Below are 23,829 nucleotides of genomic sequence, written 5' to 3' on the forward strand. Positions count from 1 at the left end.
GGCCGTGTCGTGTCCGGACACGTGTGGAAGCAACTACCCGGGTAACTCATAGCTGTGGCGAATCGAGTCACACTGGTGTGTGTGCCGCGCTAGGTTTGGAAATATGCGCGGGTAGAACACCGGAAACGCCCGTACGTTCGGTACGCGCTCGTTGCAGTTCGAGGTGGTCAGTGATGAACCCACATGCGCACTCGGGAGGCCCCCGGAGTGACACGACTCGAGCAGATGACGCGACCCAGGCCTACGTCCCGATGACGATCACCGACGAGCTCGAGGCCATGGGCCTGTTCGACGCGGAGGAGATCGGACGGGGCGGGTTCGGGGTCGTATACCGCTGTGCGCAAAGGACACTGGACCGCATCGTAGCGGTGAAGGTGCTCTCCTCGGAGATAGACGAGGAAAGCCGGGAACGGTTCCTGCGCGAGGAACAGGCCATGGGGCGGCTGTCCGGGCATCCGAACATCGTCGACATCCTGCAGGTGGATGTCACCGCCAGCGGCAAGCCCTACATCGTCATGCCGTATGCCACGCACGGGTCGCTGGAGCAGCTGGTGCGCGAGAACGGGCCGCTCACCTGGTCGGATTCCCTGCGGGTCGGGGTGAAGCTGGCGGGGGCCATCGAGAGTGCGCATCGGGCTCAGGTCCTGCATCGGGATGTCAAGCCCGCCAACGTGTTGCTGAGCCGCTACGGGGAGCCGCAGCTCACCGATTTCGGCATCGCCCGCATCCCGGGCGGATTCCGGACGTCAACCAGCCTTATCACCGGATCGCCCGCCTTCACCGCGCCCGAGGTGCTCAAGGGCGACGAACCGACCGTGCGCTCGGATGTCTACGGTCTCGGCTCCACCATGTTCGCCCTGCTGACCGGACACGCCGCCTACGAACGGCAGGCGGGGGAGAAGATCGTCGCCCAGTTCCTGCGCATCACCAGCCAGCCGCTGCCCGATCTGCGCGAGCGTGAGATACCGCCCGATGTCGCGGCCGCCATCGAAGCGGCCATGTCCACCGACCCGCGCGACCGGCCGGGCAGCGCGGTCGAGTTCGGGGAACTGCTGCGCACCGTGCAGGCCGAGCACGGGCAGGTGCCCGACGAGATGGCGCTGCTCGACGGTGAGATGCTCGGCGGCGACGGCGATTCCGACGGTGACCGCACCTATTCGCGGCACCGCACCGGCACCATCGTGACCGCGCCGCGCACCCGATCCCTGACCCTGCGTCCACCCGGCCCGTCGACCGGGCCGTTCCCGCCGTTCAGCGGCAACACCCTGCCGCCGACGGCCGCGACCAAGTTCCGGCCGCCGACGCCCGCACGGGAACCGGTGGTGCGGCCGCGACTGCTGGAGCCGCTGCGCGCAGGAGGGCGCAGGCGGCTGGCGGTCGTGCACGGCCCGGCCGGATTCGGAAAGAGCACCCTCGCCGCGCAGTGGTGCGCCGAGCTCACCGATCGCGGGGTCGCGGTGGCCTGGATCGGCATCGACCGCGACGACGACAACGATGTGTGGCTGCTGGCGCACATCATCGCCGCCATCCGCCGGGTCCGGCCCGAGATCGGGTCGGGGTTGGAACAGGCGCTGGAGGAGCGCCCGGCCGAGGCGGTGGCCTACGCGGTATCCGCGCTCATCGACGAGGTGCACGCCGGCGGCAGCACCATTGTCGTGGTGGTGGACGACTGGCATCGCGTCACCGACGCGGGCGCGCACCGGGTGCTGGACGCCCTGCTCGAGAACGGCTGCCACCATTTGCGTTTCGTCATCACCAGCCGTGAGCGGGCCGGGCTGCCGCTGAGCCGCATGCAGGTGGCCGACGAACTGGTGGAGATCGGGTCCGGGCAGTTGCGGCTGACGCTGGAGGAGACCAAACAGCTCCTGGTGGACCGCACCGGTGTCGAGCTCACCGACCGGCAACTGGAACAGATCCACGCCGCCACCGACGGCTGGCCCGCCGCCATTCAGCTGGCGAGTCTGTCGCTGCGCAATGCGGGCGGGGACGCGGATCAGCTCATCGCGCGACTGTCCGGGGACAACAAGGCGATTCGCGAATACCTCGCCGAGCACGTGCTGGACGCGCTGGAACCGCGCATGCTCGAATTCCTCAGCGCCATCGCGGTTCCGGAGCGGGTGAACGCTTCGCTCGCCGAAGCGCTGACCGGTGAGACCGAGGCCGTGGATCTGCTGGAGCAGGCCGAGCAGCGAGAGTTGTTCGTGCACCGGCTGTCCGAGGATTCCACCTGGTACCGCATGCAGCCGATGGTGGCCGAGCATCTGCGTGCCCGGCTGGAACGTGCACAGGCGGGCCGTGTGAAAGCCCTGCACCGCAAGGCCTCCCGCTGGTTCGCCGAGCATCGGCTGCTGCGGCAGTCGGTGGATCACGCCCTGGCCGCCGCCGATATGGAGTTCGCGCTCGACCTGCTGGAGAGCGGCGGCATGGATCTGATCGACCGCTCCCGGCTGGCGACCCTGTTCGGCACGGTATCGAAACTGCCTGTGCAGCAGGTGACCTCGCGCTCCAAACTGCTCATGGCGCTGGCGCGCGCGAATGTGAACCTGCAGCAGTCGAATGCCGCGCGCACCGCGCTGGGGCGGTTGTCGAACATGCTCTCGCGCAGTCCGGCCACCGACGGTGACGCCGCCAGTCAGCGTGCGCAGGCGGCGGTACTGGCCGCCGCCGATCAGGTGGCGCGCGACCGCACCGAGGGTGTGCTCGACCGGATCACCGAATGTCTGGAGCAGGCCGACGATCTGCCCGCGTGGACGGTGTCCACGGCCGCGAACCTGGCCTCCTATGTGCGGCTGTGCGAATTCGACTTCACCGGTGCGCGCGAGATGCAGGAGTGGGCCGTCCCGTATCACGCGCGTTCGGCGGATCCGTTCGGCGAGGTGTTCGGCCTGTGCGGTCTCGGCGCCGTCGCCTATGAACAGCTCGATATCGACACCGCGACAACCTGTTTCGAGCAGGCGTGGCAGACGGCCCGGGATCGCTCCGGCCCGCGCTCGCACGCGGTGCGGGTGGCGGCGGCGCTGCTGGGCGAACTCGCCTACCGCCGTGGCGATCTCGAGGCCGCCGACCGCCTGCTGGATCAGAGCCACGAGCTGACGGCGCGCATCGGCCCGGTGGATTTCCTGGTGAGCACCTTCGTCATCGGGGCGCGGGTGAAGGCGGTCCGAGGCGATCTGGACACTGCCGCGACCAGACTGGACGAGGGCGCGCGAATCGCGGTGGACCGCAAGCTGGCCCGGCTGGCGGCGCATATCCGCGCGGAGCGGTTGCGGCTCGGACTACCCGCGGATCAGTTCACGGCCGGACTGGTCTCCGAGCCCATGGTGCGCTCGCCCCGGCACGCTGGTGGCGCGGCCACGCTGACCGCCGAGGTGGAGGAGGCAGCCACCATCCAGGCCCTGCTGGCCCGCCACTATCGTGGCGACGAACGCAGTGCCACAGACGATCTCGCCCCCCTCGGCAACGAGGACACCGCCGTCAAACGGGCACGCGCCCTGCTCGGCCGCATCCGCGAACGCAACCGCCCCCGCGCCGAACTCGACGCCGCGCTACTGCTCGCCGAATGCCTCTCCGCCTCCGGCTGGATGGGCGAAGCCATGGCCGTGCTCACCCCGGCGGTGTTGCGCTGCGCCGAATTGGGCTGGACCAGGCCGCTTCTCGATGCGGGTCCTGGGGTTCTCGGAATTCTCCGCGCCTTGCGCACCGAGATGCCGTTCAGTACGGGTGTAAGCGAAATCCCAGACATACCAAAGGGTTTCTTGAATTCTTTGCTGTGAGAATCCGCCGCGTTCGCGCGGTCGATTGCAGTAGTGTTGCCCTACCTCCCTCCGCGGGGCGATGGACTCGGTCCAACATCGCGCCCAGGAAGGAGGTGGTGGGTTATGGGGAAGCACTCTAAGAAACATGAAGTGCGGAAGGCCCCGGTCAATCACGCTGCTGTCGTCATCAGCGTTTGCGCGATTGCCGAGGCACTCTACCGCTTGGTCCGCTGGATGAGGGCCAAGTAGCCCACAGGATGGGGCGTCGTGGATGGCGACGCCCTGTCCGCCAGCATCACTAACGTGACAGCTCGAATGTACACCGCGGCGCGGGGCACAGCGAGGCTTTCGGTCAAGCCTTCCACCATGGGCGCAGCGGCACGGTCCAGGCGTTGTCGTCGCCGAGCTTCACGCCGAGGACCTGGTGGAGCTGAACGACATTGCGTTCGAAGCCGAGTTGGCAGCCGGCCATGTAGAGGCCCCACACCTTGGCGGTGCCGTCGCCTACCTCGGCCACGCAGTCGTCCCAGTTCTTGACCAGGTTGTCGCACCATTCGGCGAGGGTGAGCGCGTAGTGGTAGCGCAGGTTCTCCTCGTGCAGGACTTCGAGGCCGACGTTCTGGATCTCGGAGATGATGCGCCCGGAGCCCGCTAGCTCCCCGTCGGGGAACACGTAGCGGTCGATGAAGTCGCCCGCCTTGCTGGTGTGCTTGTTGTCGGGGCGGGTGATGGAGTGGTTGAGGAAGGTGCCGCCCACCCGCAGCTTGGACTTCATGAATTCGAAGTAGGCGGGGTAGTTGTGCACGCCGATGTGTTCGGTGAGCCCGATGGAGGAGACGGCGTCGAACTCGCCCTCGGCGATGTCGCGGTAGTCGGAGTGCCGGACCTCGGCGAGCTCGGACAGTCTCTCCTCGGCGATCTTGGCCTGCGCCCATTCGGCCTGCTCGGCCGACAGCGTCGCGCCGATGACCTTGACGCCCTGCCGTGCCGCGTAGCGGACCATGCCGCCCCAGCCGCAGCCGATGTCGAGCAGACGGTCGCCGGGCTTCAGGTTCAGCTTGTCGAAGACGAGCCGGTACTTGTTCTCCTGCGCCTGCTCGAGGGTCCAGTTCTCGTCCTCGTACACCGCGCAGGTGTAGGTCATGGACGGGCCGAGCACGTGCTCGTAGAAGGCGTTGGAGACGTCGTAGTGGTGGTGGATGGCCTCGGCGTCGCGAGTCTTGCTGTGCAGCAGTCCTTCCAGGGCCATGCGCCGCCAGCGCGGCATGGCCTCCTGCGGCGGCGGCGCGACCGGCTTGAGCAGTTCCCAGCCCAGCGAGCGCGCGATGGTGACCAGCTGCAGTGCGGTCGGGCGGCGGAACTTCAAGCCCGCCATGGCTTTCAGCAGCTCGTAGGGGTCGCCCTCGTGGACGCCGTGCGCGATCATGTCGCCGGAGATGTAGGCGCGCGCCATGCCGAGATCGCCGGGGGCGTTGGCGATGTAGTTGACGCCCCGCGGATGGACGATTTCCAGGCCGAATTCCGAGTCCTGTGGGCCGGTGCTGCTGCCGTCGTATGCGGTGAAGCGGATGGGCACCGGGCCGTCGATGAGGGTCTCGAAAATTTCGGCGATGTTGAGTTTGGTTCCGAGCTCGGCGAATACGTCGGAACGATCCTTGAATGTGGTCACTTGCGTTGCACCGCCTTCGAATACAGATCCAGTAAACGATGATCCGGGTCGTAGTGCTGCTTGAGTGTGGAATAGGTGTTTCCGCCGTAGTAGAGCGCGGCGAAGTCCTCGGGGGAGTAGTAGGCGTCCGAGTAGAGCGACTTGTGGCCGTCGAGTTCGGAGACCTTGCGCTCGATGGCGCGGTTGGCGAAACCCTCCTGCTGTCCGGGCGTGGTCGGCACCGCGGACCAGAAGCCGACGTTCACGTAGGTGCGCTCGGGTTCCAGCGGGTACAGCGGCCAGGGCCGCTCGCCGTTGCTCTCGTCGCGCAATCGCAAGGGGCACAGCCAGATCGGCTCGATGGGGATCTCGCGCAGGAACCATTCGACGAAGTCGGCGGTGTGTTCGATCGGCACCTCGATGTCCTGCACGACTCGCTCCCGCGGCGGATTGCCCTTCCGCGCCTCGATCTTGTCGCCGATGTCGTACCGGTGGTCGAGCGCGATGAGCTTCCAGTAGAAGCTGCTGCGCCGGTACCGCTTCGGCCAGAACCGCCGGATGCGGGGGTTCTGGGTACCGAATGCCCGGGAGCACCAGAACCAATCGGTGTCCCAGCGCCACAGGTAGTCGTGGATGGTGAGCCGGTCGCGTTTGGGCCGGGTGTCGTCGTGCTGGATGGACCGGTAGTAGATGTCCATGCCGGTGTAGTCGCTGACCGGGCCGGGTTCGTCGGTCCGGCGGCCGACGGTCAGGTAGCTCTCGTCGGCGGTGAAGACCACGCCGTCGAGGTATTCCACCGGTTCGCCGTCGTAGGAGCGTTCCTCGATGATGCGCGCCATGGTCGCTTCGAGTTCGCGCAGGTCGTGAAAACGTATGTGGCGCAGTGCGACATACGGTTCCACCGCCTCCAGCTCGATCTTCAACCGGGTCGAATACCCGAGCGTGCCATAGGAATTCGGGAATCCGCGGAGGAGATCGGCGTGCTCGTTGTCGCGGGTGGCGGTGATGATCTCGCCCGCCCCGGTGAGCACGTCCACCTCCAGCACGGATTCGTGCGGCAGGCCGTTGCGGAACGAGGTGGACTCGATGCCGAGCCCGGTGACCGCGCCGCCGAGGGTGATGGTCTTGAGCTGCGGCACCACGAACGGCGCGAGGCCGTAGCGCAGCGTGACGTCCACCAGGTCCTCATAGGTGGTCATCCCCGCCACGTCGGCGGTTCGGGCCACCGGGTCCACCGCGATGACCTGCGTCAAGCCGGAGACGTCGAGTCCGGGCGCGGTGTTCTTGGCGCGGGCCCGGAACAGATTGGAGGTCTTCTTGGCCAGTCGGACGTTCGCGTTGCGCGGGATCGCACGGTAGGAGGCCAGCAGGCGTTCGACGCCGGCTCGATGCGCGGCGAAACCCGATTCCTGTGCGGCCGGTGCGCGGCCGGCCTTCCCCAACAGACTCACTGCCACCCTCGAACGCTATCGCGCACTGGTCGGTACGGCTAGCAAGATAACTCCGGCGAGGCGGCAATTCATCCAACGTTTGCACGGGTGCGATTGCCCGTGACCAGGGCGGCGTGCCGGTATTCCCGGGACACGCCGTGACGATAGTTACTTTTGGTAATGACTTCGGGTTGTGCTGTGCCAGAACATGCTTGACCCCGATCAGAGCGGTTCGTCCGGCCCGGTCCGCCGGAAATCCGGCAGGTAGGGGCTCAACTCGCCGATCTCGAACCGGCACATGCCGATCACATGCCAGAACTGCCCGGCCGCCGACCCCTCGAACTTGAACCGCCCGTCCGCGGCCACCGCCGCCCAGCCCTCCCGCAAACCCAGCAGCGTGCCGTGCGGGCTCTGATTCGTGCGCAGATCGTCCAGCGACCACAGCAGGACCGTGCCGTCGTTCGCGCCGCTCGCGAGCATCTTCCCGGTGGGATCGAAAGCCAGCGACCGCACCCGCTGCCGATGCCCGGACAGGGTGTGCAGCAGCTGTCCCGACCGGATGTCCCACAGCCGGATCACCAGATCGTCCCCGGCCGTGGCGAGCATGCCCGTCGCCGGTTCCACCGCCAGCGCCCACAGCATGCCCTGATGCAGATCCGACAGCCACAGCTGCGCGCCCGACCCCGCGTCCCACACCCGCACGGTCGCGTCCAGCGACACGCTGGCCAGCAGATTCCCGTGGAAGGCGACCCCGTACACCCGCCCGGTGTGCCCGGACAGGGTCCGCTCCAGCGCGCCGGAGGCCATATCCCAGATCCGGACACCGGAGTCGTCGCAGCCGGTGGCCATGCGGGCGGCGTCGGCGTCGAAGGCGATCGACCGCACCCGGCCGCGATGTGCCTGGCATTCCGCGTGCACACCGCCGGTCTCCCGCGTCCACACCGTGACGCTGTCGTCGTCGTTGGCGGTCGCGATCAATCGGGCCGTCGGGTCGTAGGCGATGGCCCACACCGGACCCCAGGTGACCGTGATGTGCCGTTCGTAGGTCCCGTCGGTCACATTGAACAGACTCAGCCGCCCGTCACTGCGGATGACGGCCAGCTGATCCCGGCGCACCGGATTGAACTGCGCCGACGCGAAGGTCACCAGCCGATCGCCCGCCCGGCCGCTGAGCCGTTCCACCTGACGGCCGGTTCGCGGATCCCACCACCGCACCAGGCCGTCGTCACCGCAGGCGGCCAGCAGTGAGCCGTCCGAATTGAAGGTGACCGCGCGGACGTGCCTGCCGTGCCCGGCCAGCGTGTGCTGGCAGCGCCCGGTCTCCGGATCCCATACCCGCAGCGTGAATTCGTCGTCGGTGACGGCCAATTGGGTGCCGTCCGGCCGGAATGCGAAGGGCCAGATGGATCCCGTGTGCCCGACCAGCCGGTGCCGCACGTCCCCGGAACGACCCTGCCGCAGCAGGACGAGACCCGCGCTGTCGCCGGTGGCCAGCCGGTCACCGGCGGGATCGAAGGCCAGCCAGTGGATGGCGGCGGGCGCGTGTGCGTCGCAGGTCCACCGGGCCGCACCGGTGGCGATGCTCCAGCCGCGGATCTGCCCGGCGGTGTCGCCGCTGACCAGCATCGGTTCGGTCGGATGGAAGGCCACCGCGTAGACCCGGCCGGTGTGCCCGGGCAGGTTCAGGACCGGCCTGCCCTCGCAATCCCACAGGCCCAGTGCGCCGCCCGCGCCGCCGACCGCGAGCAGGGTGCCCGCCGGATTCCAGGTGATGCGGTACACCGATTCGGAGCCGCCGGTGAAATGCCCGGTCTGCTCGCCGGTGTAGAGATCCCACAGGCAGACCTCGCCGTTCTGATAGGCGGCCGCCAGCCTGCGCCGGCCGTGGAAGGCGATGCTGGTGATCTTCTGGGCGATATCGCCGGGCGGCGCGAACCTGCGCAGTTCCGCGCCGTCGGGCAGGCGGCGCAGGCGCAGTACTCCGGCGGCGTCGCCGGTGGCCATGCGGTCGCCGCCGCTGTTCAGCTCCAGCGGCCACGGCCACTGGTTGTGCCCGGAAATCATGCGCCGCAGCGCACCGGTCGCGGCGTCCCAGATGCCGACGGTGCCGTCCGCGGAACCGGTGACGAGGACGCGGTCGGTGTAGGCGACCGCGAACGTGCGATCCCGGTGACCCTGCAGGGTGCGCAGCTGCCGGCCGGTTTCCGCGCCGTAGATCATGACGCCGCCCTCGTCACTGCCGATGGCGATGGTGCCGCCGTCCGGACTGTAGGCCAGCGGGCGGGGCAGCCGGCCGCGCTGGGTGTCCACTCCGTGCCGGACCCCGGTCGACGCCGACGCGTACTCGGTGACGACCGGGGTGCCGGGTACCCGTGCCGCCCCGAAAAGATCTGTGCCGGTGGGTCTTCCGGTGACCTCCAGCAGAGCGGCGCGGGTCCAGCGGCTTTCGTTGGCGCGGGAACCGGTCAGGTCGGTGCGGGCCAGCCGGGCTCCGGTCAGGTCGGCGCGGGTCAGATCCGCGTCGACGAGGACGGCCTGATCCAGTCGCGCGAGGCGCAGCCGGGTCTCGATCAGCAGTGCCCGTTCCAGATTCGCGCCCATCAGGTCGGCCCCGGTCAGGTCGGCGCCGGTGAGATCGGCGCCGACCAGGAAGGCGCGATCGAGTTGTGCGCCGGCGAGATTCGCGGCGCGCAGCACGGCGCCGCCGAGCGCGGCCCGGGTCAGGTGCGCGTCGCCGAGGTCGGCGCTGGTGAGGTCCGCGCCGATCAGCGAGGTGCGTTCCAGTCGCGCCCCGGTCAGGATGGCCCGGTGCAGGTTCGCGCCGTCGAGGGTGGCCCCGGTCAGGCGGGCGCCGGTGAGGTTCGCGCCGGTGAGGTCGACGCGGGAGAGATTGCGGTAGGACAGATCCTCCCCGGCCAGCTCCTCGCCGCGCAGGTCCAGGCCGGGCGCGGTACGCAGGCGGGCGGCCACCCGGCCGGCGTTCTTGCGGGAGTTGTCGTCCGGATCGGTTTCGGACAGGGTGCGGTCCACCCAGGCCAGCAGGGCCCGGCCGTCCGCGGAATCACACAGGAATTGGATGCCCAGCGGGGACAGTTCGGCCTGCGCCAGCGGGACCGGGGTTTGGACCCCGGCGGCGAACCGGTGCGCGATGTGGTCGGTGACCAGCCATTCGGTCACCGAGGGGTGGATGAAGCCGAACAGGTTGGTGTCGGTGCGCACGAGCAGGCTGCGCGAGCCGATCGCGTGCGCGCGCTGGGCTACCGTGAACCGGGTGCCGCTGATCTGTTCGGCCAGCCCGCCCGCCACCTCGGTGAGTTCGCTCAACTGCAGGTACGGCGTTCCGGCCGCCCACACGCGCAGGGCGAAAGCGGTGACGGCGGGCCATAATTCGCGGAGCTGCTGCTCGGGGGTGACGTGGGATTCCCAGGGGGTGCGTTCGGCCTCGTAGGTCAGCCAGGCGGTGAGGACGGCGCGATACAGGGTGGTCGGACCGGTGACATGCTGGGCGTCGGCGGCACTGCGCAGCCGGCGTTCGTCCAGCTCCGCGATGAAGCTCAGCATGCGCGGATTGCTCGCCAGGCCCAGAAGATCCGGAATACCGCGCAGCAGTTGCATTTTGGCTTCGGCGGCCTCCGCGTCGCCGCTCGTGCGGTTCACCAGGAACTGGTGGATCTGATCCTCGGTGAACTGCTCGATATTGAGCACCACCCGGTGCGCGGTCGCGGGGCCGGGCGCGCCCACCCGCTCGCCCAGCACCTCCAGCACCTGCGCGCGGGATTCGAAATGCTGTGTGCGCCCGGCCACCACGACCTTCGCCCGGCCGGTCGCCGCCTGCAGCAGGGTGCGCAGATAGGTGCCGGCGTTGTCGTAGCTGACCCGGGTCAGCAGTTCGTCGAAGCCGTCGAACAGCAGCACCACCCGCCCCTGCTCCAGCATGTAGCGCAGGGCGCGCAGGTTGATCTCGTCCTCGCCGTGATCGGCGAGATGCGTTGCGACGAGCGAGAACACCGACTCCGTGCGGTCCAGGGTGCGCAGATCGATCAGGATCGGCACCAGCCGGTCGTCGGCTTCGCCGAGCGCGCGGGCCAGCTGGTGCAGGGCGAAGGTCTTACCGCGGCCGAAATCGCCGAGCAGCAGCACGAAATGGCCGCTGTCCCGGTCGGAGACCAGGTTCAGCAGTTCGCCCACCACATTGTCGCGGATCTCGCCGCCGCCTCCGTTGAGCACCTGGAAGCGTTGTGGCACATAGAGGTTGGCCGGGTACTGGAAGTCGTCGTCGAGGAGTTCGCGTTGCCGGGCGCGATAGCCGGACAGGTCCAGCAGGCCCTGGAACGCGGTGAAACTGTGTACCCGGATGCCGTCGCGAGCGGCACGGGCGACCAGCTCCCGTGCGGCCGTGCCCGCGTGGAACACCAGCTCGTGCAGGGGCGCCGAACGTTGGGCGCGGAACTCGTCCACGAGCTGCTGGGTGACATCGCCGTGCCGCACGCCGATCCGCCACTGGTCGACCACCTGGTCGCGCTGCTGTTTGACCAGCACGTAGTGCGGGTGGACCGAGTCGACGCGGAAGATCTTCGCATCCGGGTACCGGACCTCGCAGACCTGCGCGACCCACTCCAGCAGTTGCCGATCCGGGTCGGAGTCGTTCTCCGCGGGCGGCGCGACGAGCCTGGTCTCATGATCGGAGTCCGTGCCCGGGGATCGGAGCGCGGCCGAGCTCCTGCGCCAATCCTGTTCCAGCCGTGCGGGTTCGGCTGCGGCGTCGGCGCACGGATAGCGCGCCAGCCCGCCGGCGGTGAGCTCGATGATCTCGGCGGCGCCCGGTCCGGCGGCCGGGAGATCGGGCAGGCCGTTGTCGAGCCGCCCGGTGAATCCGCCCGCCGGGCCGGGACCGTGCACGAGCAGGTGCAGGCGGTCGCCGAGGGTGCTCGCCAGCGCCTGACCGTCGTGCAGGGCCGCCGGATCACCCGGCTTGGCGAGGGGGTCGTGGCGAATCAGGCCCAGCCGCAACCACTCCCGTTCCTCGTAGGGGCGCAGCTGGCCCTCGAACCACAGAGCCTGGGTGTTGCCGAGCTGTCCGTAGTCGGTACCCGGCTGATGGGTGGCGGCCATGGTCGAGTTCATGGCCGCCACCACGATGCGCAGATCCGCGATCGGGAACAGGCTCCACAACCGTTCGTGCTCGAAGCGCGGATGCTCGGAACCGCGATACAGCTCGTCGAACAGGCGCTTGTAGTGATCGAGCTTGGGCGCGTACGGCCAGCGCGGCTCGATCTCGTCGGCCTCACAGCGCAGAAAATACGATTCGCACGCCTTCTTCGAGACATCATGATTGCCCGGCGCCACGATCAGCCTGTCGGCCCAGACGTTCAGGCGCACCCGCAGGCCGGTGAGAAACGCTGCGGCGGAAGCGAATTCGGCGGGTTTACCGGATTCGGTGAGATCGCCGCTGACCACGATCAGATCGGGCGGCGGCACGCCCTGGGCGATCCGCGCGGTCACCCCGGCCAGAATCTCCTCGCGCGGTGTGTCCGGCCCGTCGGGGGCCAGCAGGGTGTTGCCGAAGCGCGGGCCCGCCACATGCAGGATCGACAGGCGGGCCCGGGGTTGATCCCGCGCCACGCTCGGCGGAAACGGTGGTGGGGTAGCGGGTTCCCGCAGATGCACATGGATCTCATCGGTATCGAAGATGCTGTCCGCCCGGACCGGCCCACCACCGGTGGCGGACTGCCCGCGGGCCGCCTCCGCGAGCAGCTCCGCACGGGCCTGCGCCGCCGAACCCACCCCCGCGAAATCCAGTACCCGCACCCCCTCGGGCAGGTCCGTGAGCGGGCAGTCGTCGATCCGGACCGCGAGCACCTTCGCCGGATCATGGTCGAGGATCGCCTGCCATTCCATCGCCGTGGCGGGGGAGGAAAGGTACTTTCCGGACACCACCGCCAGCACCGTCCGGCAATCCCGCACACCGTGCAGGATGAAATCCCCGAAATGCTGCCCGAACGGAAAATCCCACGCGTACAGGCGAGTCCGATATCCCGGCGCGTTCTCCTCCAGCTCCCACGCCAGCCACGCGGCCCAGCCCTCGTCGGCCGGTGCGTAACTCAGGTGGAATTGCAGCTGGTCTCCCCGCACCATTCCGCAAGTATCGCTCGAGGGTGTGACGGGTGCGCACAAACGAATCGATACCGTTCGGAATCGAATTCGAGTCGGTGACCAGGTATCGGTCCGCCCCGGAGCTGGGTCGATGAGATGATCGCTGGGTGTCAGCAGAGCCCGATTCCGATGCTCGCGGCCCGCTACCCGAGACCGGCGGACCGGCGCGGCGGTGGCGGCTGAGCACCCTCGATACGGTGCGGCTGGCGCTGCTGGTGGCCGGGCTGCTGTGTGTGGCAACCGGATTGCTGCCGCGGGACGAGGCGGCCGACAATATGCGCCGGATCGGGCCGCTGCTGTTGTTCCTGGGCAGTGTGATCGTGCTGGCGCAGTTGGCGCGGCGGGCGCAGGTGTTCGATGTGATCGCGCATCGGCTGGCGATCATCGGGCGCGGGAACTATGCGGCGCTGTTTCTGCTCTGCGTGCTGTTCGCGACGGTGACGACCACCGTGCTCAATCTGGATACGACAGCCGTGCTGTTGACGCCGGTCATGTTGGCGTTGGCCGTTCCCGCTCGGATTCCGCCGCTGCCGTTGGCCATGACGACACTGTGGCTGGCGAATACGGCGAGTCTGCTGCTGCCGGTATCGAATCTGACCAATCTGCTGGCGGCTGATCGGGTAGCCCTGGACGCCACCGGATTCGCGGCGAAAATGTGGTTGCCGCAGGTGCTTTCGGTGCTGGCGACCATGCTGTGCCTGTGGGTCTGGTACTGGCGGCGGGGGCTGCGCGACGAGGACCGCTATGTGCCGCCCGAGCCGGTGCGACCCGCGGATATGCGGGAGCGGGTGCTGCTGTACACCACCGGCGGCGCGTGCCTGCTGTTCGTGGCGGCCATTCCGGTGGTGGGGGATGCGATCGAGGTGGCGGCCACGGTGGCGGCGGCGATCGCGGTGGCCGCGTTCGCGATTCTCGATCGGAAAGCGTTGCGCTGGACGCTGATCCCGTGGCAGCTGCTGGTTTTCGTGGTGGGGTTGTTCCTGGTGGTGCCGACGTTGAGCCGGTATGGGCTCTCGGACGTGATGCACGCGCTCATCGGTGACGACTCCGGGGCGAGCGGGGCCTTCCGGGCCGCCGCGGCGGGGGCCGGGCTGTCCAACGTGGTGAACAATCTGCCAGCCTACACGGCGGGGGAAGCCGTTGTGCCGCACGAGAATCAGGAGCAGCTGCTCGCCCTGCTGATCGGCACCAACGTGGGGCCGATCGTGACGCCGTGGGCCTCCCTGGCGACGCTGCTGTGCCTGGAGTTCTGCCGGACGCACGCGGTGCGGGTGCCCATGGCGCGCTTCGTGCTGACCGGGCTGGCGCTGGCCGTGCTGGCGACCGTGACCGCTGTCGCCGGGCTGCTGGTCATCGCCTGAGTCAGGCGCGGTTGCGGCCCTCCAGCGCGGCGGTGACGATTTCTGCGATCTCACGGTCGGCGTAGGCGGTGGGGATCGTGATGCCCAGGTGCGCGAAGAACCGTCGTACGTCGGCGGGGGTCGGTTCGGTGTTCAGGCGCAGCATGCCGTCGTCGGTGGGGGAAAGACGGTGCGCCTGTTCGAAACTGGTGAGCAGTTCGCGGTTGTAGTCGCGGTAGTGCGGTTTGTCGCGGGTGAATTTCAGGGCGGGGGTGGAGGGATTGCGCGGGGTGAGGATGACGCAGCTGGAGGAGAGGTCCCAGCGCAGGGTGCTCATGGTCGACGACAGCGCCACGTCCACGCTGAGGAAGGTGGACTGTTTGCGGTACCAGTAGGCCGCCAGGATGGTGGCCAGCGCCTGCCTGCGCACGCGGTCGGCGGTCCAGGTCACCCGGGCGGCGTCGCCCGGGGACTGGAGCGAGGCGCGGTACTGCGCGTCGGCCTCGCACAGGTGCTCGTCGCGCGGGTCGATGATCTCCACCTGCACCCGGATCGGGCGCTGATCCACGCGGGCGCGTTCCAGCAGGCTGGGCAGGGTCACCGCGCGCAGGTAGGTGCCGACGCCGCTCCGGCACGCCCACTGGTCGGTGTCGCGGCGCGCTTCGGTGTGCGCCTCACCGATTTCGGGGCCGTAGAGCATCTTCACCGCGGCCGTGTCCTGGATGGCCTTGGTGGTGAGGTGCCGATCGCGCAGCAGGGCCAGCGCGAGCAGGCCCAGGACGGTGAGGGTGATGCCTCCGACATGGTTGTCCATGTTGAAGGCATCCAGCACGGCCAGCACCCCGACCACGGGCGCGAGGACCAGGATCACCAGGCCGTCGATATTCAACCGCAGCCAGTTCAACCACCGGTTCATACGAATTCCCTCACTCCCGGGGCCCTCGGGGGCTTTGCCCCCGAACCCCCTGGGTGTGGAGGCGGTTCGAACGTCCGGAACCCCCGTTTCCCGCAGGATAAGGGGTTCGCTCGTCAGTAGGGCCGGTTCGGCGGATAGCCCTGCGGCGGTGCGTAACCCGGCTGCGGCTGGCCGTAGTGGGGCTGACCGCCGTACTGCGGCTGGGGATAGCCGGGTGCGCCCTGTGGCTGCGGTGCGTAACCCGGCTGGCCACCGTAGGCGGGGACCGGTGCGCCATACGCGGGTGCGGGTGCGCCGTAGTTGTACGCGGGTGCGGGTGCGCCGTAGTTCGGCTGCTGTCCGTAGGGGGCCGGTTGGCCGGGCTGCGGGTAGGGCATGGGCGGGTTGCCGCCGGACGGGCCGCCGGGGCCGCCGTTGCCGTTGCCGCGGTTGCCGGAGAACATGCCGGTCTCGCGGGCGAGCAGCACCGCGCCGCCGATCAGCATGACCGCGCCGATGCCGAACAGGAACCAGTGGGTGTTGCTGTCGCTCTCCTTCTGTTCCTCGTAGGTGCGGGTGGTGGTCTTGCCCTTGCGGGTGGTGGTGCAGGTGTCACCGGGCTGCATTTCGCGGCTGCCGCAGGTGACCTTGCCGTTGCTGCTGTCGCTCATGGTGACGAAGCCACCGAAGAGCAGCGCGATCCCGAGCAGGATGGCCAGGACGTAGGACGCCACCCTCTTGATGCGGCGCAGGCTGTGCATATCGGGCATTCCCCCTGAAACGGATGAACCAGACAAAACCAGTCAGACTGGAATGCGGCGTAGCATAACCGGGCGGCAAAAGGCACACAGTACAGCCGGGCAATCCGTGCAATCAGTAAGGAGCACATGGTGGGACAGGTCAGCGCCTCCAGTTCGATCGTCGTGACGGCCGATCCGAAGCGGACTCTCGACGCGATCGCGGACTACGAGACGGTGCGCCCGCGCATCCTCTCCGCGCACTACCGTGACTACAAGGTGGTCGAAGGCGGCAAGGGCGCCGGCACCGTCGCGGAGTGGACCCTGCAGGCCACCGAGAAGCGCCAGCGCAATGTGCGCGCGGCCGTCTCCGTCTCCGATTCCATGGTGACCGAACGGGATTCGAACTCCTCCATGGTCACCACCTGGACCGTCACCCCCTCCGGCAGCGGCTCCCTGGTCACCGTGCGCACCAGCTGGAAGGGCGCGGGCGGCATCGGCGGCATCTTCGAGGGCATCTTCGCGCCGCTCGGCCTGAAGAAGATCCAGGCCGAGGTGCTCGAGAACCTGAAGAAGGAACTGGCCTCCTAGTCACCTGAGGCCGGGCGCGGGCCTCAGCCCTGCGCCACGTCGAACAGATTGCCCTCCGGATCGGCCAGCGTCGACCACGTGATGCCGTACTCGTCGAAATCGCCGATGTGCTTGGCGCCCAAGGACTTCGCGCGGTCGATCTGGGCGGGCAGATCGTCGGACACCAGATCCAGGTGCACGACGTTCTTGCCCGCGTTCTTGTCCGGGACCTTCAGGAACATCAGCGTCGGGCTGTGCCCGGCCTCCGTGCCGACGGTGGCGAAATGCTCGTTGGCGTCCTTGTCGACCGAGAGTTCCAGCAGCTGTGCGTAGAACCCGGCCAGCTCGGCCGCGTTCTCGCAGTCGAAGGTGATGTTGGCGAGCTTGATTCCCATGGTGATGTCTCCTTCTAGGCTATGGGCCAGCAGATTTCGGTGAGGTAGTCGGCGGGCTCGCCGTCGCCCGGACCGGTCAGGTACAGCTCGCGGATGGGCTCCGGCAGCGCCGTATCATGTTCGGCCACATAGCTTCCGAGCGCGCCGTAGGTGCGGTCGAATTCGGTGAACGGGCCGCGATGCACCGCGATGGCGAATCGTTTCGCGGGCAATTCGATGACAGCGGAACCGATTTCGGGATCCGGGGTGAGCTTGCCCAGATCGGAGTCGGCGATCGGCACGAAGGCGACGACCTCGCCCTCACGCTCCTCGTAGAAGGCGTTCGCGTAGGTCGCCCCCGCCGTCCCCGACGCTGATACCCCGGCCTTCTCCAAGGCCACGTACAGCAGCGGGAACACGGTCTCACACCACTGCGAGATATCCACCCACGGGACCACCTCGGTGATCGCGAAGGCGTGATACGCGGGCACGGAACGGTATTCGACTTCGAGCCCGGTCGGCACGCTGGTCAGCAGCGACCGCAGCGAGGCCACCACATCCCGCGTCCGCAGCAGCTCGGCCTCCATTCGATCCAGATGCGCCCGCAGGGCCGCGTCCCGACTCTCGCGATCCGGTGCCGCGAGCACCTCCCGAATCTCCGGCAGCGGCATGTTCAGATCCCGCAGCCGCCGGATCAGGTGCGCCTGCTCCACCTGATCCGTCGAATACCGCCGATACCCCGACCCCGCGTCCACATCGGCCGGTTCCAGCAGTTCGATCTCGTGGTAGTACCGCAGCGTCTTCACGCTGAGCAGGCTGAGCCGGGAGAACTCCCCGATCGGCACGATCGCTGTCATGCCCTAAGCGAACACCCTCCAGTGAGGGGAGAGTCAACACCCCGCCGTCCGCGGCCCGACTAGGCTGGGGGCAATCACGTCCCCGCAGAGAGGAAACGCCGTGCAGCCCGGTGGCGAGTTCGACATCCAGCAGTTGATGGCCCAGGCCCAGCAGATGCAGCAGGCCGTCATGGCCGCGCAGCAGGAGATCGCGGAATCCGAGGTCGAGGGCGAGGCGGGCGGCGGTCTGGTGCGCGCCAAGATCCGTGCCACCGGCGAGGTGCTGTCGCTGGTCATCGATCCGAAGATCGTGGATCCGGAGGATGTGGACACGCTGCAGGATCTGGTCATCGGGGCGCTCAACAACGCCATGGAGAACGCGCAGCAGCTGGCCGCGGAGCGGCTCGGGCCGCTGGCCGGCGGTTTCGGCGGCGGCGCGCTGCCCGGCCTCTGATCGGGAAGGGCGCAGGTGTACGAAGGTCCGGTTCAGGATCTGATCGACGAGCTCGGGAAGCTGCCGGGCGTCGGTCCGAAGAGCGCGCAGCGCATCGCCTTTCACCTTCTGTCGGTGGAGCCGCCGGAGATCGACCGTCTGCAGGCGGCGCTACAGAAGGTGCGCGACGGCGTGCGGTTCTGCGCCGTCTGCGGCACGGTGTCCGACGGTGAACTCTGCCGCATCTGCGCCGACCCGCGCCGCGACCGCACCATGATCTGTGTGGTCGAGGAGCCCAAGGATGTGCAGGCCATCGAGCGGACGCGGGAATTCCGCGGGCGGTATCACGTGCTCGGTGGGGCGCTGGATCCGCTGTCCGGCATCGGGCCCGATCAGCTGCGCATCCGGGAGTTGTTGACCCGCATCGGAAATCAGGACGACGGCGTGGATGTCACCGAGGTCATCATCGCCACCGATCCGAATACCGAGGGCGAGGCCACCGCCACCTACCTGGTGCGCATGCTGCGCGATTTCCCGGGGCTCAGCGTGACGCGATTGGCGTCGGGCCTGCCCATGGGCGGCGACCTGGAATTCGCCGACGAGTTGACACTGGGCCGCGCCCTGTCGGGTCGGCGGGCCCTGTAGTGGCAACCACTCTCGTTGGGGTCTCAGGGGTTCGCCCCTGAAACCCCTGCCACCTATGTCCAGTAGGGCGCGGCCGGCATGGCGGCCGGTTGCGGGCAGGGGATGTGCTGGCTGTTGCGGGGGATTTCCGCCCCCGCACCGGTCGCGTGCAGGGCTACCGCTACGGCGAGAGTCGCGCCCAATCCGGCGAGTACGGCGAGGCTCTTGCGCAGCCTCGGGCCGCTGATCTTCGGGAAACTCGGGCGTAGCTTCATGGTTCTCTCCTCGCTCGGGAGTGAGATATGAGAACAAGCTGGGCAAACTAGCGAAAGGCTAGCGTTCCTGCATGCATGCAGCTTCCACGTGGCGTGTCTCGAGCCCGAATCGAAACCCGTCCGATCATTGTTCGAGATCAGCGCCGCGCGGGATCAGAAGGTCAGGCGCCGCCAGTTCAGCGTGTCGAAGCGCGTGCGATCCCCGCTCGCCCACTCCCAGACGAGGTCCGCGACCTCGGCGGCATCGTCCACGGTGATCGTGAAGTGCTTGTCGGCCGACCCCTCGCGGTATTCGAGGTCGTAGACGCCGTTCGGGTGCCGGTAGGTCTGGATGTAGACCTGGTCACCGGTCTCCACGATCAGGTACGGTCCCGGCTCGCCCAGTCCGGGAATCCACAGGTGCGCGAGTTCGCGTGTGAGATAAGGGAATTCACCCGCGCCGCCGTGCGTGACAGTGGCCGGGACGCGCCCGGCCGGATCGACCAGCCAGGCCAGCTGCGGATCGTAGACGGCGTACCCGTGCGGTGTCGCCAGCTCGAAGAGCAGGTTGCGCACATGCCCGATGGAGTCGTACGGCGTGGATACGAACAGTGTCGCGCCGATGCCGCCGTCGGCCGCCGGAGCACCGAGGAAGGCATCCGCCTCCGGCAGTTCCGCATTGCGTTTATCCAGTTCAGCGGCTATTTCCGCCACGACCGCGGTGGCCGGTTGCCCATCCTGCGTGGTCAGATACGCGTCCACCTCGGCGAGGGTGGACGCGGCGCCGGAGGGCAGCAGCACATGGTCGTAGCTCACCCCGTCAGGCTACGGTGGCCCTCCTCCCGGATCTCCACCACCTCGATGACCAGCTCGATCCCGCGCGGATCGCAGGCGCAGCCGCCGATGACGTCGGCGCAGTCCGCGAGCCGCGGGTGCCGGACCTGATCGAGGCTGTCGCACTCCGGTTCGGTGCACTCCACGGCCAGGTCGGTATGGACGATGAGCGTCCCGTGGCAGTGATCGAGGGCCGCTTCACACAGTGAGCACAGGCTCATGAAACCTCCTCCAATCACCTTCGGTCCTATCACTCCGGCGCGCCGAAGGTGGGAGGTCGCCGCGTGTCGTCCGAACTGTCGGAAATCCGCCCGCGTGTCATGCCTTTGGCGTGGTGAACTGTTCTGATGGGAATCAAGGTTTCCCTCGAACATCGCACGACCTACACCTTCGACCGCCCGGTCCTCATCCACCCGCATGTGGTGCGACTGCGACCGGCGCCGCACACCCGCACGGCCATCGAGGCGTACTCCATGCACGTCACACCGGCCGAGCACTGGGTGAACTGGCAGCAGGACGTCTTCGGGAACTTCCTGGCGCGCCTCATCTTTCACGAACCGGCGCGCGAATTGTCGGTCACCGTGGGGTTGATCGCCGACCTCGAGGTGCTCAACCCGTTCGACCTGTTCGCCGAGGATTACGCGCAGCACTTCCCGTTCGAGTATCCGCCGCAGCTGGCCGCCGATCTGGAGGCGTACCTGCGGCCGGTGGACGAATACGAATCCGGTTCGGGGCCAGGCGAATCCGTGCGCGAGTGGGTGCGCGCGCACTATCCGGACGATCGGCCGAAGAGCATCGACTTCCTGGTGGACGTGAACCGGGCGCTGCACAGGGCGGTCGGCTACACCATCCGGATGGAACCCGGCGTGCAGTCGCCGGATCACACCCTGCGCACCCGGCTCGGCTCCTGCCGGGACTCGGCGTGGCTGCTGGTGTCGATCATGCGCGAATTCGGGCTGGCCGCCCGATTCGTGTCCGGATACCTCATCCAGCTCGCGCAGGACGTGCCGTCCCTGGACGGACCCTCCGGTCCCCCCGCGGATTTCACCGATCTGCACGCGTGGACCGAGGTGTATCTGCCCGGCGCGGGCTGGATCGGCCTCGACCCCACCTCCGGCCTGTGGGCCAGCGAGGGGCACATCCCGCTCGCCGCCACCCCGCATCCGGTGTCGTCCGCACCGATCACGGGCGCGACCGAACCGGTCAAGGCCACCCTCGACTTCTCCAATACGGTGCGCCGCATCCACGAGGATCCGCGAGTCACGCTGCCCTACAGCGATATCCAATGGGGTCGCATCGCCGACCTGGGCGCGCTGGTGGACCGGCGCTCCGATGCGGCGGGTATCGGCCTCACCATCGGCGGCGAACCCACCTTCGTCTCCATCGACGATCAGACCTCCCCGGAGTGGACCACCGACGCCGACGGCCCGCACAAACGCGAACGCGCCGCCGACCTGGCCCAGCGCCTGCGCCGCCTCTACGCGCCGCACGGCCTGATGCAGTACCGGCAGGGCAAGTGGTATCCCGGAGAACCCTTGCCGCGCTGGGATATCGCCCTGCTGTGGCGTGCCGACGGCGAACCCCTGTGGCGCAACCCGGACCTCCTCACCGATCCCTGGCTGCCGCCCGACCCGCCGGGTGAACACGCTGTTCCGCCGGAGGCCGCCCGCGCCGTGATCGAACACGTCGCGCGGGGACTGGGCCTGCCGCTCACACAGATCCGTCCGGCGTACGAGGACGCGCTGTTGCGACTGGCCGCGAAAACCCGTGCCCCGGAGGGAGATCCGGTCGAGTCCGAGGACGACCTCGCGCCGGGGGAGGACTCGGCGCAGGCCCGCAAAGCGATGCTCGTCGCCTTGGACGCCCCGGTCGACGAACCCGCCGCCTACGTGCTGTCGCTCTATCGACGCGCGGACGAGGGCGGGTGGGCCAGCGCCGACTGGAAGCTGCGCCGCGGTCGAATCGTGTTGACCGAGGGCGATTCTCCGGCTGGGCTGCGCCTGCCACTGGGAGCCATCACCTGGCAGGCGCCCGCGCGGCGACCGGACTCGGACCCCGTCATCGTCCACCCCCTGCGGGCGGTCACGGAAACCGAGGTCGGTTCGGCTGAGCAAGCGTGGGCAGCGGTGGCAGCGGCCAGCAGCGCGGGGGAGCGCGCACTGGACGCGACGGTCGAACGGGAGCACGCAACCGGGGCGCTGCCGACCGCCCCGGGAGCCGCGGCGGATCGCGAGCCCCCGGGTACCGGTGCCGGCGCGGCGGCCCGGCTGCGCGGTGAGCCGCCCGCGGTGGTGGAGCCCGCTGATCGGGCGCCGATCACCGCACTCGTGGCGGAGGTGCGGCACGGGCAGTTGTTCGTATTCCTGCCGCCGGTGGAGGAACTCGAGGCGTTTCTCGATCTGGTGCGGCGGCTGGAGGCGGCCGTGGCGGCGGTGGGGCAGCCGATCGTGCTGGAAGGGTATGGGCCGCCGGTGGACACCCGGCTGCAGAGTTTGTCGATCACGCCCGATCCCGGGGTGATCGAGGTGAACGTGCAGCCCACCGCGAGTTTCGCGGCGCAGGCGCGGCTGCTGGAGAACCTGTACGAACAGGCTCGGCTGGCTCGGTTGAGCACCGAGTCGTTCGATGTGGACGGGACGCACAGCGGGACCGGCGGGGGCAATCACATCACGCTGGGCGGGCGTACGCCCGCGCGGTCGCCGCTGCTGCGGCGGCCGGATCTGCTGGTGTCCATGCTGACCTACTGGCAGCGGCATCCGGCGCTGTCGTACCTGTTCTCGGGACGGTTCATCGGGCCCACCTCGCAAGCGCCGCGAGTCGACGAGGCACGGGCAGATTCGCTGTACGAACTGGAGATCGCCTTCGCCGAGATCGCCCGGCTCAGCCGGATACACGCCGAGGAGCAGCAGCCGGATGCCGCCGCGGGGCCGCCGGAACCGACCGAAACAGCCTGCGCGCCATGGGAGATCGACCGTGCGCTGCGGCATCTGCTCACCGATCTGACCGGGAACACCCATCGCGCCGAGTTCTGCATCGACAAGCTGTACAGCCCGGAATCTGCGCGCGGGCGGCTCGGGCTGGTGGAGCTGCGCGGATTCGAGATGCCGCCGCACTTCCGCATGGCGATGGTGCAGTCCCTGCTGGTGCGGGCGCTGGTGCTGCGCTTCTGGGAGCGGCCCTGCACCGCGCCGCTGCTGCGGCACGGGGCGAATCTGCACGGCCGGTACCTGCTGCCGCACTTCCTGCTCGCCGATATCGCGGACGTGGCGGCCGATCTGCGGTCGCACGGTATCGAATTCGATATCAGCTGGCTCGATCCGTTCTCCGAGTTCCGTTTTCCCAGGATCGGCACGGTGGTACTCGGGGATATGGAAGTGGAACTGCGCTCGGCCATCGAACCGTGGAACACCCTCGGTGAGCAGACGGTCGCCAGCGGTACGGCGCGCTATGTGGATTCCTCGGTGGAGCGTCTGCAGGTGCGGGTGACCGGTGCCGATCGCGGCCGGTACGCGGTGACCTGCAATGGTTTCCCGGTGCCGCTGCTGGTCACCGACAAGGCGGACACTCAGGTCGCGGGCGTGCGGTATCGCGCGTGGCAGCCGCCGAACTCGCTGCATCCGACCATCACCGTGGACGCGCCGCTGGTCTTCGACGTGGTCGATCTGGACACCGGGCTGTCCCGGGGCGGCTGCACCTATCACGTCTCCGATCCGGGTGGCCTGTTCTACGACACGCCACCGGTGAACGCGCTCGCCGCGCAATCCCGGCGCAACAGGCGTTTCGAACCTTACGGACATACGCCGGGGCCGGTCGACATCGCCGCTCTGCGTGCCAAAATGGCCATACAGGCCACCGATATCGGTGCGCCCGGAATCCTCGATCTGCGCCGGGCGCGCACGGTGTGGGGCACGGCCCGCGACCGATAGGCACACCCGGGGAGTGGGAG

The 23,829-nt window shown here is 68.4% G+C and carries 16 protein-coding genes; 6 read left to right on the forward strand and 10 right to left on the reverse strand.

Annotated elements, in window-relative coordinates; genetic code table 11:
- Positions 1-251 precede the first annotated feature (251 nt).
- On the forward strand, positions 252-3,773 hold the full coding sequence (locus JK358_RS03755) for a serine/threonine-protein kinase (RefSeq protein ID WP_232850595.1): 3,522 nt from the start codon (positions 252-254) through the stop codon (positions 3,771-3,773).
- A gap of 334 nt (positions 3,774-4,107) precedes the next feature.
- Here the strand turns inward: JK358_RS03755 and JK358_RS03760 are convergent, their stop codons facing one another.
- The 3 genes from JK358_RS03760 to JK358_RS39840 form a co-directional block, all read right to left on the reverse strand.
- Positions 4,108-5,424, reverse strand: a complete 1,317-nt coding sequence (locus JK358_RS03760) for a class I SAM-dependent methyltransferase (protein ID WP_201943483.1) — start codon at positions 5,422-5,424, stop codon at positions 4,108-4,110.
- Positions 5,421-6,854: an FAD-binding oxidoreductase gene (locus JK358_RS03765; protein WP_201943836.1), complete on the reverse strand. Its 1,434-nt coding sequence runs from the start codon at positions 6,852-6,854 to the stop codon at positions 5,421-5,423. The genes JK358_RS03760 and JK358_RS03765 overlap by 4 nt, the downstream gene beginning before the upstream one ends.
- 201 nt (positions 6,855-7,055) lie before the next feature.
- Positions 7,056-12,968: a pentapeptide repeat-containing protein gene (locus tag JK358_RS39840; protein WP_201943485.1), complete on the reverse strand. Its 5,913-nt coding sequence runs from the start codon at positions 12,966-12,968 to the stop codon at positions 7,056-7,058.
- 125 nt (positions 12,969-13,093) lie between these two features.
- On the opposite strand from JK358_RS39840, the gene JK358_RS03775 reads away from it, so the two are divergent.
- Entirely contained in the window at positions 13,094-14,347 is a 1,254-nt protein-coding gene (locus tag JK358_RS03775) for an ArsB/NhaD family transporter (protein WP_201943487.1), read from the forward strand.
- 1 nt (position 14,348) lies between these two features.
- Here JK358_RS03775 and JK358_RS03780 read toward each other — a convergent pair whose 3' ends face one another.
- Together JK358_RS03780 and JK358_RS03785 are read right to left on the reverse strand one after the other, a co-directional pair.
- On the reverse strand, positions 14,349-15,242 hold the full coding sequence (locus tag JK358_RS03780) for a hypothetical protein (protein WP_201943488.1): 894 nt from the start codon (positions 15,240-15,242) through the stop codon (positions 14,349-14,351).
- Between the two features lie 113 nt (positions 15,243-15,355).
- On the reverse strand, positions 15,356-15,991 hold the full coding sequence (locus JK358_RS03785) for a hypothetical protein (protein ID WP_201943490.1): 636 nt from the start codon (positions 15,989-15,991) through the stop codon (positions 15,356-15,358).
- A 120-nt stretch (positions 15,992-16,111) separates the two neighbouring features.
- On the opposite strand from JK358_RS03785, the gene JK358_RS03790 reads away from it, so the two are divergent.
- Positions 16,112-16,549 carry an SRPBCC family protein gene (locus JK358_RS03790; RefSeq protein ID WP_201943839.1) on the forward strand — a complete coding sequence of 146 codons (438 nt, stop codon included), beginning with the start codon at positions 16,112-16,114 and terminating at the stop codon, positions 16,547-16,549.
- A 23-nt stretch (positions 16,550-16,572) separates the two neighbouring features.
- Here JK358_RS03790 and JK358_RS03795 read toward each other — a convergent pair whose 3' ends face one another.
- Positions 16,573-16,923: a VOC family protein gene (locus JK358_RS03795; RefSeq protein ID WP_201943492.1), complete on the reverse strand. Its 351-nt coding sequence runs from the start codon at positions 16,921-16,923 to the stop codon at positions 16,573-16,575.
- 14 nt (positions 16,924-16,937) lie between these two features.
- Positions 16,938-17,759 carry a MerR family transcriptional regulator gene (locus JK358_RS03800; RefSeq protein ID WP_201943494.1) on the reverse strand — a complete coding sequence of 274 codons (822 nt, stop codon included), beginning with the start codon at positions 17,757-17,759 and terminating at the stop codon, positions 16,938-16,940.
- A gap of 100 nt (positions 17,760-17,859) precedes the next feature.
- On the opposite strand from JK358_RS03800, the gene JK358_RS03805 reads away from it, so the two are divergent.
- A complete protein-coding gene (locus JK358_RS03805) occupies positions 17,860-18,192 on the forward strand; it encodes a YbaB/EbfC family nucleoid-associated protein (protein ID WP_201943495.1) in 333 nt (110 codons plus the stop codon).
- 15 nt (positions 18,193-18,207) lie between these two features.
- Positions 18,208-18,816, forward strand: a complete 609-nt coding sequence (gene recR, locus JK358_RS03810) for a recombination mediator RecR (protein WP_033090831.1) — start codon at positions 18,208-18,210, stop codon at positions 18,814-18,816.
- A gap of 53 nt (positions 18,817-18,869) precedes the next feature.
- On the opposite strand, the gene JK358_RS03815 is transcribed toward recR, so the two are convergent.
- From JK358_RS03815 to JK358_RS03825, 3 genes are all read right to left on the reverse strand, one after another.
- Positions 18,870-19,070: a hypothetical protein gene (locus tag JK358_RS03815; RefSeq protein WP_201943496.1), complete on the reverse strand. Its 201-nt coding sequence runs from the start codon at positions 19,068-19,070 to the stop codon at positions 18,870-18,872.
- 153 nt (positions 19,071-19,223) lie between these two features.
- Positions 19,224-19,865 carry a hypothetical protein gene (locus tag JK358_RS03820; RefSeq protein ID WP_201943497.1) on the reverse strand — a complete coding sequence of 214 codons (642 nt, stop codon included), beginning with the start codon at positions 19,863-19,865 and terminating at the stop codon, positions 19,224-19,226.
- The gene (locus JK358_RS03825) at positions 19,862-20,104 is read right to left on the reverse strand and encodes a hypothetical protein (RefSeq protein ID WP_201943861.1); all 243 of its coding nucleotides are present in this window, start codon (positions 20,102-20,104) and stop codon (positions 19,862-19,864) included. Before JK358_RS03825 ends, JK358_RS03820 begins: the two co-directional genes overlap by 4 nt.
- Before the next feature lie 126 nt (positions 20,105-20,230).
- On the opposite strand from JK358_RS03825, the gene JK358_RS03830 reads away from it, so the two are divergent.
- Positions 20,231-23,809 (forward strand): transglutaminase family protein, encoded by a 3,579-nt coding sequence (locus JK358_RS03830; protein WP_201943498.1) that lies wholly within the window; start codon positions 20,231-20,233, stop codon positions 23,807-23,809.
- Positions 23,810-23,829: the final 20 nt, after the last annotated feature.

It is taken from the genome of Nocardia acididurans (assembly GCF_016741815.1).
Lineage (GTDB): Bacteria > Actinomycetota > Actinomycetes > Mycobacteriales > Mycobacteriaceae > Nocardia > Nocardia acididurans.

What these genes read in the sequence shown, in the direction of transcription:
- JK358_RS03780 (WP_201943488.1), bottom strand. Translation starts at nt 15,242, where the DNA reads ATGAACCGGTGGTTGAACTGGCTGCGGTTGAATATCGACGGCCTGGTG.
- JK358_RS03800 (WP_201943494.1), bottom strand. Translation starts at nt 17,759, where the DNA reads ATGACAGCGATCGTGCCGATCGGGGAGTTCTCCCGGCTCAGCCTGCTC.
- JK358_RS03830 (WP_201943498.1), top strand. Translation starts at nt 20,231, where the DNA reads ATGGGAATCAAGGTTTCCCTCGAACATCGCACGACCTACACCTTCGAC.
- JK358_RS03755 (WP_232850595.1), top strand. Translation starts at nt 252, where the DNA reads ATGACGATCACCGACGAGCTCGAGGCCATGGGCCTGTTCGACGCGGAG.
- JK358_RS39840 (WP_201943485.1), bottom strand. Translation starts at nt 12,968, where the DNA reads ATGGTGCGGGGAGACCAGCTGCAATTCCACCTGAGTTACGCACCGGCC.
- JK358_RS03815 (WP_201943496.1), bottom strand. Translation starts at nt 19,070, where the DNA reads ATGAAGCTACGCCCGAGTTTCCCGAAGATCAGCGGCCCGAGGCTGCGC.
- JK358_RS03785 (WP_201943490.1), bottom strand. Translation starts at nt 15,991, where the DNA reads ATGCCCGATATGCACAGCCTGCGCCGCATCAAGAGGGTGGCGTCCTAC.
- JK358_RS03795 (WP_201943492.1), bottom strand. Translation starts at nt 16,923, where the DNA reads ATGGGAATCAAGCTCGCCAACATCACCTTCGACTGCGAGAACGCGGCC.
- JK358_RS03825 (WP_201943861.1), bottom strand. Translation starts at nt 20,104, where the DNA reads ATGAGCCTGTGCTCACTGTGTGAAGCGGCCCTCGATCACTGCCACGGG.